Origin of the sequence: Paraplanobispora takensis, from assembly GCF_016863195.1 — a bacterium.
Lineage (GTDB): Bacteria > Actinomycetota > Actinomycetes > Streptosporangiales > Streptosporangiaceae > Planobispora > Planobispora takensis.
This window is the reverse complement of sequence record NZ_BOOK01000086.1, coordinates 1-13,468: the sequence shown is the minus strand read 5'-3', so window position 1 is coordinate 13,468 and position 13,468 is coordinate 1. Positions and strand designations below refer to the sequence as shown.

The 13,468-nt window shown below is 74.8% G+C and carries 11 protein-coding genes and 1 pseudogene; 7 read left to right on the top strand and 5 right to left on the bottom strand.

Features of this window, described 5'->3' with window-relative positions:
• Positions 1–18: 18 nt before the first annotated feature.
• The 3 genes from Pta02_RS39320 to Pta02_RS39310 all read left to right on the top strand — a co-directional run bounded on the left by Pta02_RS39320 (position 19) and on the right by Pta02_RS39310 (position 2,177).
• Complete coding sequence (locus Pta02_RS39320) at positions 19–492, top strand: Lrp/AsnC family transcriptional regulator (protein ID WP_203880138.1); 474 nt, start codon at positions 19–21, stop codon at positions 490–492.
• A gap of 143 nt (positions 493–635) precedes the next feature.
• Complete coding sequence (gene leuE, locus Pta02_RS39315) at positions 636–1,289, top strand: leucine efflux protein LeuE (protein ID WP_203880137.1); 654 nt, start codon at positions 636–638, stop codon at positions 1,287–1,289.
• A 240-nt stretch (positions 1,290–1,529) separates the two neighbouring features.
• Positions 1,530–2,177, top strand: a complete 648-nt coding sequence (locus Pta02_RS39310; RefSeq protein ID WP_203880136.1) for a VC0807 family protein — start codon at positions 1,530–1,532, stop codon at positions 2,175–2,177.
• A gap of 13 nt (positions 2,178–2,190) precedes the next feature.
• On the opposite strand, the gene Pta02_RS39305 is transcribed toward Pta02_RS39310, so the two are convergent.
• From Pta02_RS39305 to Pta02_RS39290, 4 genes are all read right to left on the bottom strand, one after another.
• Positions 2,191–3,063, bottom strand: a complete 873-nt coding sequence (locus tag Pta02_RS39305; RefSeq protein ID WP_203880135.1) for an LLM class F420-dependent oxidoreductase — start codon at positions 3,061–3,063, stop codon at positions 2,191–2,193.
• 97 nt (positions 3,064–3,160) lie between these two features.
• The gene (locus tag Pta02_RS39300) at positions 3,161–4,165 is read right to left on the bottom strand and encodes a hypothetical protein (RefSeq protein WP_203880134.1); all 1,005 of its coding nucleotides are present in this window, start codon (positions 4,163–4,165) and stop codon (positions 3,161–3,163) included.
• A gap of 162 nt (positions 4,166–4,327) precedes the next feature.
• Positions 4,328–4,996, bottom strand: a complete 669-nt coding sequence (locus Pta02_RS39295; protein ID WP_203880133.1) for a response regulator — start codon at positions 4,994–4,996, stop codon at positions 4,328–4,330.
• A 54-nt stretch (positions 4,997–5,050) separates the two neighbouring features.
• A complete protein-coding gene (locus tag Pta02_RS39290) occupies positions 5,051–6,370 on the bottom strand; it encodes a sensor histidine kinase (RefSeq protein WP_203880132.1) in 1,320 nt (439 codons plus the stop codon).
• A 318-nt stretch (positions 6,371–6,688) separates the two neighbouring features.
• On the opposite strand from Pta02_RS39290, the gene Pta02_RS39285 reads away from it, so the two are divergent.
• The 4 genes from Pta02_RS39285 to Pta02_RS41730 all read left to right on the top strand — a co-directional run bounded on the left by Pta02_RS39285 (position 6,689) and on the right by Pta02_RS41730 (position 10,539).
• The gene (locus Pta02_RS39285) at positions 6,689–7,330 is read left to right on the top strand and encodes a DedA family protein (RefSeq protein WP_203880131.1); all 642 of its coding nucleotides are present in this window, start codon (positions 6,689–6,691) and stop codon (positions 7,328–7,330) included.
• 376 nt (positions 7,331–7,706) lie between these two features.
• Positions 7,707–8,537: a DMT family transporter gene (locus Pta02_RS39280; RefSeq protein ID WP_203880130.1), complete on the top strand. Its 831-nt coding sequence runs from the start codon at positions 7,707–7,709 to the stop codon at positions 8,535–8,537.
• A 14-nt stretch (positions 8,538–8,551) separates the two neighbouring features.
• The gene (locus Pta02_RS39275) at positions 8,552–9,802 is read left to right on the top strand and encodes a glycosyltransferase (RefSeq protein WP_203880129.1); all 1,251 of its coding nucleotides are present in this window, start codon (positions 8,552–8,554) and stop codon (positions 9,800–9,802) included.
• Entirely contained in the window at positions 9,799–10,539 is a 741-nt protein-coding gene (locus Pta02_RS41730) for a DUF998 domain-containing protein (RefSeq protein WP_239131573.1), read from the top strand. Before Pta02_RS39275 ends, Pta02_RS41730 begins: the two co-directional genes overlap by 4 nt.
• Before the next feature lie 1,272 nt (positions 10,540–11,811).
• On the opposite strand, the pseudogene Pta02_RS42505 reads toward Pta02_RS41730, so the two are convergent.
• Positions 11,812–13,419 (bottom strand): annotated as a pseudogene (locus tag Pta02_RS42505) (AfsR/SARP family transcriptional regulator); the annotation flags it as partial.
• Between the last annotated feature and the right edge of the window lie 49 nt (positions 13,420–13,468).

Genomic DNA, 13,468 nt, shown 5'->3' with positions numbered 1-13,468 from the left:
ACCCCGGAGGTGGGCAGATTGGCAGTCCGGAGGCACGGCCTGGACGACCTCGACCGCAGGCTCCTCCATCTGATCAGGGAGCGCCCCCGCACCGGCCTGCTGGAGATCGCCCGCCTTCTCGGCGTCGCCCGGGGCACCGTCTCGGCCCGGCTCGACCGGATGGCCGCCGACGGCGTGATCACCGACTTCGGCCCGCACCTCTCCCCCCGCGCCCTCGGCTACCCGGTGCAGGCCTTCACCACGCTGGAGGTCGAGCAGGTCTCCCGCGCCGACATCTCCGCCGCCCTGGAGGCGATCCCGGAGGTGCTGGAGGCCCACATCGTCACCGGCCCCGGCGACGTCTGGTGCCGCGTCGCCGGCCGCGACCACGAGCACATCCAGGAGGTCATCGACCGCGCCCTGGCCATCCCGGGCGTACGGCGCAGCAGCACCGTGATCACCCTGTCCACGGTGGTCCCCCACCGCGTCCACCCCCTGGCCGACCTCGGCTGAGCCCGCCGCCGCCGACGGTCGCCGGACTCGGCAGGCCGTCCGGGATGTCGGCGGCCGTCCTCGTTCGGCCGTATCCGCCGGATGGTGAACGCGCTGGTGGGAGTACCGTGTACGGGATCCCGCCCGCCCCCTGGAGTACCGCTATGTTCTTCGGCATCACCGACATCTGGGCCTACGCCATCGGCGCTTTCCTGATCATTCTGCTGCCCGGGCCCAATTCGCTCTACGTCCTGGCGACCGCCGCGCGGCACGGGGTGCGGCAGGGGTATCTCGGGGCGGCGGGGGTGTTCGTCGGTGACACGGTCCTGATGGCGCTGTCGGCGGCCGGGGCCGCCTCGGTGCTGAAGACCACGCCGCTGCTGGCCGCCATGGTGAAGTACGCCGGAGGCGCCTACCTGGCCTGGATGGGCTTGCAGATGATCCGTGGGGCCTGGCGGGCGTGGCGCTCCCCGAAGACCGCCGCCGCGGTGGCGGAGGAGACCGCGGAGCCGGTCGCGAACCCGTTCCGCCGGGCGCTCATCATCAGCCTGCTCAACCCGAAGGCGATCCTGTTCTTCATCTCCTTCTTCGTCCTGTTCGTGGACCCCGGCTACAGTGCGCCCGCCCTGTCGTTCCTCATCCTGGGCACGATCCTGCAGATCTTCAGCATGCTCTATCTGAGCGCGTTGATCTTCGGCGGCACCTATCTGGCCGCGCAGTTCCGGCGGCGGCGTGCGCTGACGGCGACTTTCACCGCGGTTACAGGCGGGTTGTTCCTCGGCTTCGGCGCGAAGCTGGCCACCTCCACCATCGGCTGAGACCCCACCCGCGATCGGGGAAGCTTTTCACCTCCCGTGACCTGGGCCACACGCTCAGGATGCCGAATTCCGCAGTGAGCACTCGGACGGGCCGGGTAGCGTGAACCGCCGGCGTACACCGAAGTAACCGTTCCGCAAGCGCGTCGACCTACCCTGGGCACGCCTGGACATCCCTCGCCTGGGTAGACGCGAATTGTCCAGTCGTCCAGCGCCGGTCAGTCCACCGTCCCGTGGAGCGTCATGAGCCACCCGAACGTCGTCCTGCCCCGCCTGACCGTCCTCGCCCGGCAGGCGGTGCCCCGTCTGCTCGAGGCCGTCGTCGCCCCGCTCGCGGTCTTCTACGCCACACTGGCCCTCCTGGGCGAGAACGGCGCGATGATCGCGGTGGCGACCTGGGTGTACGCGGGGATCGCCTGGCGGCTGGTCCGGCGGGTACGGGTGCCGGCGACGATGTTCCTGGCCGCCCTGGCGATCACCCTGCGCACGCTGATCAGCATGTGGACCGGGAGCCCGGTGTTCTTCTTCCTCCAGCCGGAGCTGGGCACGATCTGCATCAGCATGGTCTTCCTGGCCTCGGTACGGCTGCGCCGCCCGCTGGTGCAGAAGCTGACCCTCGACTACATCCACCTGCCGTCCGCGGTGCTCAGGCACGAGCGGGTCCGCCGGTTCTTCGCCCGCATCACCCTGCTGTGGGCCTTCGTCCTGCTGGCCAACTCCACGGTGAGCATCTGGCTGCTGCTGCACCAGTCGATCGGCACCTACCTGCTGATCCGCACCTCGGCCGTCGCCGCGATCACCGGCCTGGCCGCGGCCGTCTCGATCTACGCCTTCCGCCGCGTCCTGGGCCGCCTGCACCACGAGCCCGCCCCCGCCGCGATCACCGCCTGAGCGCGGGGCGCTGTCAGAACCTCTGCACCTCCCCGACGGCGGCGCAGAGCGTCTCCACCGCCTCCCCGGTCCACGGGCCGCTGGTGATCACCACCACGTGCTCGATCCCGAGCGCGGCGAGCGCGGCGCAGCGCCCGGTGAACGCCTCCGCCGTCTCGCCCGGCTGCAGCCGGGTGCTCAGCGTCTTGTCGATCGCGTCGTACGGCCGGCCGATCTCCTCGCAGTGCCCGGCCAGGACGGCGAGCTTGTGCTTGACCGTCTGCCCGCCGTCGGGGATGTCGAAGAGGTTGCACGCGTCGGCGTAGCGCGCCACCAGGCGCAGCGTCCGCCGCTCGCCCATCCCGCCGATCAGGATCGGCGGGCGCGGCCAGGACAGCGGGCGGGGGTTGCCGACCGGGCGCTCCAGCCGGTGGTGCCCGCCCTCGAAGGGGGTCTCGTCGCCCGACCACATCTGGAGCGCGAGACGGAGCGTCTCCTCCAGCCGCTCGAACCGCTCGGCCACGGGCGGCAGGTCCAGCCCCATGGCCCGTGCCTCCTCCTCGTGGTACCCGGCGCCGAGCCCGAGCCAGGCGCGCCCGCCCGAGAGCACGTCGAGGGTGGTGACGGCCTTGATCAGCAGGGCGGGCGGGCGGTAGGTGACGCCGGTCACCATGGTGCCGAGCCGGGTCCTGCGCGTCTGGCCGGCCAGGAATCCCAGCACCGTGTACGCCTCGAGCATCTCCGCGTCGGGTGTGGCGCCGGGGTCGGCCTGGAGCAGGTGGTCGCAGACCCACACGGTGTCCAGACCCGCCTCGTCGGCCGCGCGGACCACCCCGCCGAGATGGGCGGCCAGATTCTCCGCGCCGCCCGGCCACGAGTAGTCAGTGATGTTCAGGCTCACCTTCATGGTCTTCACCCTTCCGTGCGTCCCACCGCCCCGCATCATCCGCCGGGCGGCCGGTGCCGTACAGCGCAGGGCGTACCCGGCGGACGAGGCGCCTACCTCACCTCGGCCGCACGCCGTCCCACACGCCGTCCCGTACGCCGGCGGAGAGTCGTTCCGCCAGGGTGAAGACGCCGGCCAGCCCGACGACCGCGCCGGTGAGCAGGGTGAACAGCACGACCAGCCCGACGATGCCCTGGTCGCCGCGGGGGCTCAGCGGGTTCGGGGTCAGGGTGACGATCATGCTCCACAACGACCAGCCGAACATCCCGCCCGACCCGACCCAGGCCACCGCCACCGGCACCCACAGCGGCCGGTCGGAGCGGCGCCGCACGACCGTCAGCAGGCCCGCCGCGGCGGCCACGGCCAGCACCGCGTTCACGGCGTCCTGCATCCGGGCGCCGAACCCCCGCTGGGCGATCATCTCGGCGGTGAGGCCGTACTCCGCGCCGAGCGACCATCCCAGGTCGATCACCGCCAGGACCGCGGCGACGGCCACGGCGCCCCACGCCACGAAGGTCTGCAGCTCCCGCGCCGGGCCCGCCGCACCGGCCGCGCCGTCCGAGGTCCGGGCCTCGAACACCGTGGGCCAGCGGTGGCGGGCGTGGTGCAGGAACCCGGCCGTCAGACCGATCCCCTGGCAGATGAACCCGGTGTAGACGACGAGATAGACCCATCCGGCCACCGGGGCGCCGGCCGGCACGACCGCGCCCTTCTCCAGCGCGGCGGCCAGCGCGCTCAGCGGCGCCAGCAGGGGCAGCGGGGCCAGCAGGCCGATCCCCACCCACATGGGCAGCAGGACCAGCCCCGCCGGGATCCGGCGTCCCCACGGGCGCAGGAAGGCCAGCGCGACGAGCAGCGCCACCGCGTCCATGCCGAGGGTCAGGAGGTTGAGCCCGAAGAAGCCGCCGTCGGAGGTCAGCGACGGGTCGTTGATGCCCAGCCTCCCTCCGGTCAGCCAGGTGACCTTCAAGGTGATGTAGGGCAGCGTGCCGGCGGCGGCCACCACGACCGCCGTCGTGCGAAGGGCTCCCATCCGGGCGTCGTCGTCGATCAGTTGAGTCATGCCCCGACTCTCGCCGCCGGCGCTCCTCCCCTCCTCCCGCCCCGAGGGGAACCCCCTCCCCCGCACGGGGGAGGAACCCCGCGCTCGGGACCCGGCGGGCCGATCGGACCGCGGCGGCGCTCAGGACCCGGGCCTCAGGACCCGGAGCTCAGGACCCGGAGCTCAGGACCCGGACGCCGCCGGGTCGACCAGGCCCGCCTCGTAGGCCAGGATGGCGGCCTGGACGCGGTTGCGGGCGCCGAGGCGGGTGAGGATCGCGCTCACATGGGCCTTCACGGTGCCCTCGACCAGGTGGAGCCTGCGGGCGATCTGGGCGTTGGACAGCCCGGCGCCGACCAGGACGAGGACGTCGCGCTCGCGCGGGGTGAGATCGGCGATCTGCTCGCGGGCCGCCGCCGTACGGCTCATCCGGCCGCCGGTCAGCTCGGTGATGACCCGGTGGGCGACCTTCGGGGACAGATAGGCGGCGCCCTCGGCGACGGCGCGGATCCCGGCCAGCAGCTCCCGCGGGTCACCGGTCTTGAGCAGGAACCCGCTCGCGCCCTCCCCCAGCGCCCGGGCGATGTACTCGTCCTCGCCGAACGTCGTCAGCATCAGCACGCCGGTCCCCGGTGCGGTACGGCGCAGCTCGGCGATCGCCGCCAGGCCGTCCAGCCGGGGCATGCGGATGTCGAGCAGGACGACGTCGGGGCGGTGGGCGAGGGTCAGGTCGATCGCCTCCCGCCCGTCGCCCGCCTCGGCGACCACCTCGATCTCCGGGTCGGCGGCCAGGATGGCGCGGACCCCCGCGCGGATCATGGTCTCGTCGTCGGCCAGTAGCACCCGGATCATGTCACTCCATTCGGCAGGACAGGGATCGTGCCGCCCCCTCGGGCAGCGAGTGGATCATGTCACCCCGCCGGGTGCGACGCGGCCCGCCGTGTTCTCGGCGCCCTCACCGGAGGGTTCCGCCGGGATCTCGCGAGAGTGCCCCGCCGGAGTCTCGCGGGAAGGGCCCGTCGAGATCTCACGGGAGGGTTCCGCCGGGGTCTCGTGGGAGGACTCCGCCTCGCGGGGGAAGCGCGCCACGACCGTGAAGCCCTCCGGGCCGCGGGCGGCCTCGAAGGCGCCGCCCGCCAGCCGTACCCGCTCGCGCAGCCCGATCAGGCCCAGGCCGCCCCCGCGCGAACGGGCGGGCGGGGCGTCGGGGACGCGGTTGCGCACGGTCACCGCGACCTCTCCCGCCTCGACGGACGTCTCGACCGTCACCGGGGCGCCGGGGGCGTGCTTGGCGGCGTTGGTCAGCGCCTCCTGGACCACGCGGCAGACCGTGCGGTCCCGCAGATCGCCGTCCCCGCGCAGCTGCACCGCCAGGCCCGAGTCCCGCGCCCGGTCCACGATCTCCGCGACGCTCTCCTGGAGCGGCGTCAGCGGGACCGCCTCCCCCTCGCGCAGCACTCCGATGACCCGGCGCAGGCGCTCGGTGGTCTCACCGGCGGCGGCCCGCAGCTCACCCGCCGCCCTGCGGTGCCGCTCGTCCAGGTCGGGCGCCATCTCCAGGGCGGCGGCCCGCAGCGCGATCAGGGCCAGGTCGTGGCCGATCGAGTCGTGCATGTCCTGGGCGATGCGGTTGCGCTCGCGGAGGCGGGCCTGGACGGCCACGAGGTCCTGCTCGCGGGCGCGGGACTCCGCGCGCTGCCGTACGGCCAGCCCGGCCGACCACGGCAGGACCGCCCAGAGCAGCACGCCGGACAGGACCGAGGACCAGAACGCCGCCGCGGGCTTGGGCGCCGGGCCGAGGGAGACGGCCGCGGCCAGGACGGCGCCCGCGCCCACGATCGCGACGTAGGCCGATGCGGCCGGCCGCATGCCGGGCATCCGGCGGCCGGCCTGGTAGCTGAGGACGACGACCGCGAGGGTGAACCCGTTGAGCGGCCCCAGCTTCACCGGCTCGGCGACCCACCACAGCCGGGTGGTGGCCCAGCCCTCCTCGACGTTGAGCGACCCCGCCGCCAGGACCGCCAGCGCGACGGCGAACGGGGCCCGGCGGCGGGCGAGCACGAGCGCGGCCAGGAGGGCCGCCCCCGCCAGGACCGCCCCGGCCCGCGCCCAGCCGCCGACCGGCCCCAGCCACGCGGGGACGGGCGGCGCGAGGAACACCGGGGCGCACAGGACCGCCCAGAGCAGCAGTCCCCGCCAGGCCCGGCGGACCGTCTTCTCACGCATCGGCTTCCTCTCGCCCGTCACCCCGTGAAGCTACAGGCGTCTGCGCCGTCCCTTCCTCCGTCTCGGGGAGCAGGCCGACCCCCGACGAAAGTCAGGGGGTGGCGGAGCCGTTCGTGTGATGCCGGTGAACCGGCACAATCCATACGGTCAACCCATATGCAAGCGATATGACATCTGTCCCCCATACGGTCCACGGGACGGATCCCTGAGGGATCTCAGGGGTGCGCCCCGGGGGCCAGGGGGTCTTCCCCGATGTCCCGGAGATCACCGGGCCGTCAGCGTGCCATGAGAACCACCCGAGACCCCTGGAGCCCGGATATGACCGATGCCATCCTCGACGCCGTCCAGCAGGCGATGTCCTCCCCCTGGATCTATCTTGCGCTGTTCGCGCTGGCGATGCTCGACGGCTTCTTCCCGATCGTCCCCGCCGAGACCTCCGTGATCACCGCGGGTGTGTTCGCGGCCTCCACCGGTGCCCCCGACGTGGCGCTGGTGATCGCTGTGGCGGCGCTGGGCGCGTTCGCCGGCGACCACATCTCCTACGCCATCGGCCGCACCACCAACGACAAACTCCGCAACGGCAAGCGCAGCGCCAAGGCGTTCGCCTGGGCCGAGCAGGCGCTGGCCGAGCGGGGCGGACTGGTCCTGGTGGTGGCCCGCTACATCCCCGGCGGCCGTACGGCGTGCACGCTGACCATGGGCGCGGTCGCCTACCGCCGCCGCTCCTTCGCCTTCTTCGACGCGATCGCCGCCTCCTCCTGGGCCGTCTACTCGGTCCTGATCGGCTATGTGGGCGGGGCCGCCTTCGAGCACGACCCGTTCAAGGGCCTGCTGCTGGGTCTGGGCATCGCCGTGACGATCACGGTGATCGTCGAGGTCGTCCGGTACGTGCGCCACCGCCGTACCGCCCCCGTCCCCGCCCCGGCTCCGGAGGCCGAGCCCGCCTACGCCGCCGACTGACCCGGCCGGGCCGGGCTCCCTGAAAGGCCCGGCCCCCACCACGGATCACTGCAGATCACTGCAGATCACTGCAGATCTCCGCGAATTACCGCGAATCACTGCGGATCACCTAGAACCACCGAGAACCACCCCTCCTCCCGGCATCCCGCCGACGATCGCCGTCCCGCGCCCCGGCCCCTTCCCGCCCCCCTCTCGCGGGGGCCTCCCCTACCCGTCCCTCAGGGATCTCCCGCCGAACTCAGGGAGATCCCCTATGGTTCCGGGCTTCCCCGGCGCGGGACGCTGCCACTGGTCCCCCGGAAGACCCCCTCCGGACGCCTCGACGAGGCGTTGCGGCCATCTCGCCATGTCTTGATCGGCGTTGGGAGGAGTGCGCATGATCGTGTTCGCGGCCGGACTGGCCCTGCTGGGCTCGCTGTTCTTCGCGGCCGGCGCCGCCCTGCAGCAGTTCGAGGCGGCGGGCGAGGCCGGTCCCGCCCTGCGCCGGCTGATGCGGCGGCCCCGGTGGCTGCTCGGCGGCCTGGCGATCGGCGCGGGCACGGCCCTGCACATCGTCGCGCTCAAGTACGGCCCGCTCACGGTGGTCCAGCCGATGGGCGTGGCCGGTCTCCTGTTCGCCCTCCCGTGCGCCGCGGCCCTGCAACGCCGCAGGCCGCAGCCCGGCGAACTGGCCGCCGCCGCCGTGATCGCCATCGGGCTCATCGGCCTGGTGCTGGTCGTGCCGGAGCACTCGGACTCGCCGTACCTGGGCACCGGGGAGGCGGTGGCCCTGCTCGCGGGGGCGGCCGCCGTCTCCCTTCTCCTCCTGGCCGCCGCCCGGCGCCGCACCCCCGCCGTGCAGGCGGTGCTGCTGGCCACGGGGGCGGGCGTGCTGTACGGCGCGACCGCCACCCTCGCCCGCGTCCTGGTCGACGGCAACCGGGAGCTGTGGTTCCTGCTGGCCGCTCCGCTGCCCGCCCTGGTCGCGCTGGGGCTGTTGCAGCGCGCCTACGCCGCCGGCCGCTTCGGCCCGGCCTTCGCCGCCCTCCAGGTGGCCGACCCGCTCACCGCCGTGGTCCTCGGAGCACTGCTGCTCGGCGAGCCCCTGCCCACGGGACCGGCGAGCGCCGTCACCGCCCTGGTCGCGGCGGCCCTGACCGCCGCCGGGACCGTCGCACTCGCCCGCACCACCCCGATGTCGCCCGCGCACGTCCCGACAGCCCGTTGAACGGAGCATCCCCCATGGCCACCTCAGCCGCCTCCACCGCGACCGCCACCCCGGCCACCGCCACGACCGCGTCCCCCGCCCCCGCGCTCCGGCCGCTCCCCGTCCGGCCGCGCCGGGTGCTGATCGGGACCGACACCTACCCGCCGGATGTGAACGGCGCGGCCTACTTCACCCACCGGCTCGCCACCGGCCTGGCCGCGCGGGGCAACGAGGTCCACGTGATCTGCGCCTCGGACGGGGGCCCGGCCAGGACCGAGCACGCCGACGGGGTGACCGTGCACCGGCTGCGCTCCGCGCCGCTGCTGGTGCACCCGACCATGCGGATCAGCCTGCCCACCCGGCTCGACCGGCTGCTCGACGCGATCGCCCCGGACGTGGTCCACGTGCAGGGGCACTTCGTGGTCGGCCGCGCGGCGATCGCCGCGGCCCGGCGCGGGGGCGTGCCGGTGGTCGCGACCAACCACTTCATGCCCGACAACCTCTTCCAGTTCGCGCACATCCCCGGGCCGCTCCGCGAGCGCGCGGGCGCCCTGGCCTGGCGCGACTTCAACCGGGTCTTCTCCCGCGCCGACCGGATCACCACGCCGACCCCGATCGCGGCCGGGCTGCTCGACCGCAAGGGCTTCGCGAGCCCGGTCGAGCCGATCTCGTGCGGCATCGACCTGGCGCGCTTCCACCCGCGCGCCGAGCCCCGCAGGTGGGCCCGCGAGGCGTTCGGCCTGCCGGACCGCGACACCGTGCTGTTCGTGGGGCGCCTGGACGAGGAGAAACGCCTGGACGAGCTCATCCGCGCGATGCCGTACGTCCTCAACGGCAACGACGCCCAGCTCGCGCTGGTGGGCACCGGCGGGCAGCGGGAGACGCTGGAGAGGCTGGCGCGGCGCATCGGGGTCGGCGACCACGTGAGCTTCCTGGGGTTCGTCCCCGACGGGATGCTTCCCCAGGCCTACGCCGCCGCCGACGTCTTCGCCATGCCCGGTGTCGCGGAGCTGCAGAGCATCGCCACCCTGGAGGCCATGGCCACCGGCCTGCCGGTGGTGGCCGCCGACGCGATGGCCCTGCCCCACCTGGTGCGCCCGGGCGAGAACGGGTGGCTGTTCGCCCCCGGCGACGTCAGGGAGCTGGGCCGGCACCTGACCGCGCTGCTCGGCTCGCCCGGTCAGCGCACCGTGATGGGCGCGGCGAGCCGGGCCATCGCGCTGACCCACGACCACCGGACCTCCCTGGCCCGCTTCGAGGAGATCTACCGGGAGGTGGCCCGATGAGAGCCGTTGCGGCCTGGCGCCCGCTCGCCATGGGCGGGGCCGTGCTCACCCTGGTCGCGATGGTGTACGCGCACCTGGCCGCCGGGGGCGCCGTGGACCCGATGAGCGGGCTGATCAGCGACTACGCGCTGCTCGACGGCACCGCCTGGGCGATGGTCCTGGGCACCCTCGCGCTGGCCTCGGGGTGCCTGTGGACCGCGTACGGCCTGACCGGGACGGACCCGGCGGGCAGCGCGGCGGCCCGGGTGCTGCTCGTCGCCGGGGCGCTCGGCCTGCTGCTGACCGCCTCGTTCCCCACCGACGCCGCCTCCGGCGTCGTCTCGATCACCGGGGAGATCCACCGCTGGTCGGCGGCCGTGGTGTTCACCGCGCTGCCGTGCGCGGGCTGGATGCTCGCCCGCCGCTCCCGCGACAGCGCGCTGCTGGCGGCCAGCGCGGCCTCGGTGGCGCTGCTGGCCGCCTTCCTAGCAGCACACCCCGGCTCGCTGACCGCCGACCTGATCGGCGGCGCCGCCTACTACGGCCTCGTCGAGCGCCTGCTGATGCTCGCCGAGATCGCCCTGGTCTTCCTGGCCGCCCGCGGCGCGGGCCGTCAGCACCGCCAGAGCGTGGTCCGCCCCCTCCTCCAGCGACCGGCCCTGTCCGGCGAGCTCGGCCAGGATGTGGCGATCCCGGTCCAGCCGGGCCCGGGCGACCGCGAGCGCCCCCGCCAGCCGATCGGCCTCGGCTCCGTATGAATCGCCCGGTGCCGCTCGCCGCAGCGTCGCGGCGAGCGTCACCGCGGCCTCGTCCATGCCGGTACGGGCGAACAGCACGACGAGGTTGCGCAGCGCGGTCGCGATCAGCGTGCGGTTGCCCACCCGGCGCCAGTGGGCGATCGTCTCCCTGAACAGTTCCAGAGCGGGCTCGGGCGGGCCGTGCCGCCCGCGCAGCGCGACGGTCGAGGTGAGCACCAGACCGGCGACGAACCGGTTGCCGACCTCCTCGCACAGCGTCCGCGCCACCGCCAGCGACGCCTCGGCGGCGGCCGGGTCGACATCGGCCAGGACCTCGCCCTCGGCGAAGCGGGCGAAGGCGATCATGCTGGGGTTGCGCGACTCCAGCGCCAGCGCGACCGCCCGGCGGGCGTCCCTCAGCCCGGCGGCCGCCTCGCCCGAGTAGCAGTGGACGAGCGCCTGGTTGGCCACGCCCAGCGCGCGGACGGCCAGCCCCTCGGCGATCTCCTCCAGCGCCCGGTAGGTGCCGAGCGCGGCACGGAGGTCACCGCTGACGAGGGCGACGTCCCCGAGCGCCTCCACCGCCGCCGCCACGTCCTCCCGCCGGACCGGCCCTCCCGCCGCCTCATCGGTGCTCCGGGTCGCGCCGCCCGCGGTCTCCTCAGCGCCTTCCGGACCGTCCGTGCGTCGAGCCGCGCCGTCCGCGTTGCCCGTCGCGGCGCCCGCGGCGTTCACGCCGTCCACGGCTCCGAGGAGGCTCAGCCGCGCCTTCGGAGGCAGGCCCGCGGCCGCCAGGGTGACGCTGCGGCGGGCGAAGGCGGCGGCCTCGGCCAGGCGGCCCTCGCTCCAGGCGGTGAAGGCGGCCACTCCGTAGACCGCGGTGAGCCTCGGATGCCCGGCGGGCCGCGGGTCCCCGGCGGTCTCCGGGCGCTGGGCCGGGCTCGGGCGCCCGTCGACCGCGGTGACCGTGGCCTCTCCCCAGGCCATCACGTCGCCCCGGCCGCGCCAGTAGCCGTAGCGGGCCAGCGCCGCGGCGAGGCGGACCATCAGGTCGTGCTCGTCCTCCCGGCACGACCACGTCCAGGCCAGGCGCATGTCCGGCAGCCACCTCTCCACGGTCCGCATCCACCGTCCCTCGTCCGGTCCGTGCAGCCCTTCCTCGGCCTCCTCGGCCAGCGCGGTCATCACCGTGGCGTGCCGGTGCCGCAGCCGCCGCAGCTCCCGCCCGTCCAGGCGGCACAGGGCGTAGGCGCGCAGCGTCTCCAGCATCCGGTAGCGGCCCACCCCCGCGTGGCCGGGCCGGGTCAGCATCGAGCGCTCCGCGAGCCGGGCCACCAGGTCGGCGGTCCCCTGCCCGGCGACGGCCTCGGCGGTGCGCAGGTCGAAGGTGCCCGCGAAGACCGCCAGCCGCAGGAAGGTGCGCTGTTCGGGCCCGGAGAGCATGCCGTACGACCAGTCGATCATGGTATCCAGCGCGCCGTGCCGGCCGACCGGGCGGGTACGGCGCAGCAGGGCGAAGCGCTCGTCCAGCCGGTCGGCCAGATCGCCGACGGTGAGCGAGCCGATCCTGGCCGCGGCCAGCTCCACGGCCAGCGGCAGGCCGTCCAGCGCCCGGCAGATCTCGGCGACCCGCTCCCGCCGCCCGCCGTCGACGGCGAAGCCGGGCAGCGGCACCCGGGCCCCGAACAGCTCGACCGCGTGGTCGCACCCGAGCGGCGGGACGTCCATGACGTGCTCCCCCGCGGTCCCCAGCGGTTCGCGGCTGGTCGCCAGCGCGGTCACCCCCGGCATGCGGTCCACCAGGTCGGGTACGGCCGGCAGCAGGTGTTCGCAGTTGTCCAGCACGAGCAGCCCGCGCGCCGAGCCCGCCCACTCGCCGAGCGCGTCCTCGACCGCCGCACCCGGCTCGGCCTCCAGCCCGACGGCGGCGGCCACCGTGTGGGCCAGCGCCCGGGTGTCCTGCAGCGCGGCGAGGTCCACCCAGAAGACCTCCTCGGCGTGGTCGTCGGCCACGCGCTGGGCCAGCCGGGTCTTCCCGACGCCGCCGGGGCCCACGAGCGTGACGAGGCGGCCGGGGACCAGCGCCTCGCGGATCGCCGCCAGCTCGGCCCCGCGGCCGATGAGGGGGCCCGGGCGGGTGCGCGGCCGGCGGCTGCGCCGTACGGGGGGCCGTACCGGGGCGGGCGGGTCGGGGCGCAGTTCCCCGCGCAGGACGCGCCCGTGCAGGTCGCGCAGGCCGGCGGAGGGGTCCAGGCCCAGCTCGTCGCAGAGCGCGTCGCGGTGGCGGGTGTAGGCGGCCAGCGCGTCGGGGGTCCGCCCGGTCCGCGCGAGCGCGGTGACCAGGAGCGCGACGGCGCGCTCCCGCCACGGGTGGGCCACGGCCAGCGCGTCGAGGTCCAGCGCGGCCGTGCCCGGGTCGCCCAGGGCGAGCAGCGCGGCGGCGCGCTCCTCCCTGGCGGTCAGCCGCAGCTCCTCCAGGCGGGTGGCCTCGGCCCTGGCGAAGTCGAATCCCGCCAGGGCGGGCCCCCGCCACAGCCCCAGCGCCTCCTCCAGCAGGCCCAGCCTGCCCCCCGGATCGGCGGTGCGCCCCGCGCGGGCCACCAGTTCGGTGAAGCGCTCGGCGTCCACGCTCCCCGCCGGGACGTCGAGCAGGTATCCGGGCGGGCGCGTCAGCACGGGCCCGTCCCCGCCGAGGAACTGCCGCAGCCGCGTCACGCAGGTCTGCAGCGTGTTGCGGGCGTCGCGCGGCAGCCGGTCGCCGAAGACCTCGTCCACCAGCTGCTCGCAGGGCACCACGCGGCCCCGCCGCAGCAGCAGGCCGGTCAGCAGGGTGCGTTGCCGGTCACCGGTAACCTCGACGGGCGCGCCGTCCCGCCGGACCTCCAGCGGGCCCAGGATCATGAACTCCACGCCCTCACGATCGCGGCCGGCCCACCCGGCGACCACGCAC

Coding starts and splice junctions, on each gene's coding strand:
- leuE (WP_203880137.1), top strand. CDS start 636: ATGTTCTTCGGCATCACCGACATCTGGGCCTACGCCATCGGCGCTTTC.
- Pta02_RS39310 (WP_203880136.1), top strand. CDS start 1,530: ATGAGCCACCCGAACGTCGTCCTGCCCCGCCTGACCGTCCTCGCCCGG.
- Pta02_RS39305 (WP_203880135.1), bottom strand. CDS start 3,063: ATGAAGGTGAGCCTGAACATCACTGACTACTCGTGGCCGGGCGGCGCG.
- Pta02_RS39300 (WP_203880134.1), bottom strand. CDS start 4,165: ATGACTCAACTGATCGACGACGACGCCCGGATGGGAGCCCTTCGCACG.
- Pta02_RS39295 (WP_203880133.1), bottom strand. CDS start 4,996: ATGATCCGGGTGCTACTGGCCGACGACGAGACCATGATCCGCGCGGGG.
- Pta02_RS39290 (WP_203880132.1), bottom strand. CDS start 6,370: ATGCGTGAGAAGACGGTCCGCCGGGCCTGGCGGGGACTGCTGCTCTGG.
- Pta02_RS39285 (WP_203880131.1), top strand. CDS start 6,689: ATGACCGATGCCATCCTCGACGCCGTCCAGCAGGCGATGTCCTCCCCC.
- Pta02_RS39280 (WP_203880130.1), top strand. CDS start 7,707: ATGATCGTGTTCGCGGCCGGACTGGCCCTGCTGGGCTCGCTGTTCTTC.
- Pta02_RS39275 (WP_203880129.1), top strand. CDS start 8,552: ATGGCCACCTCAGCCGCCTCCACCGCGACCGCCACCCCGGCCACCGCC.
- Pta02_RS41730 (WP_239131573.1), top strand. CDS start 9,799: ATGAGAGCCGTTGCGGCCTGGCGCCCGCTCGCCATGGGCGGGGCCGTG.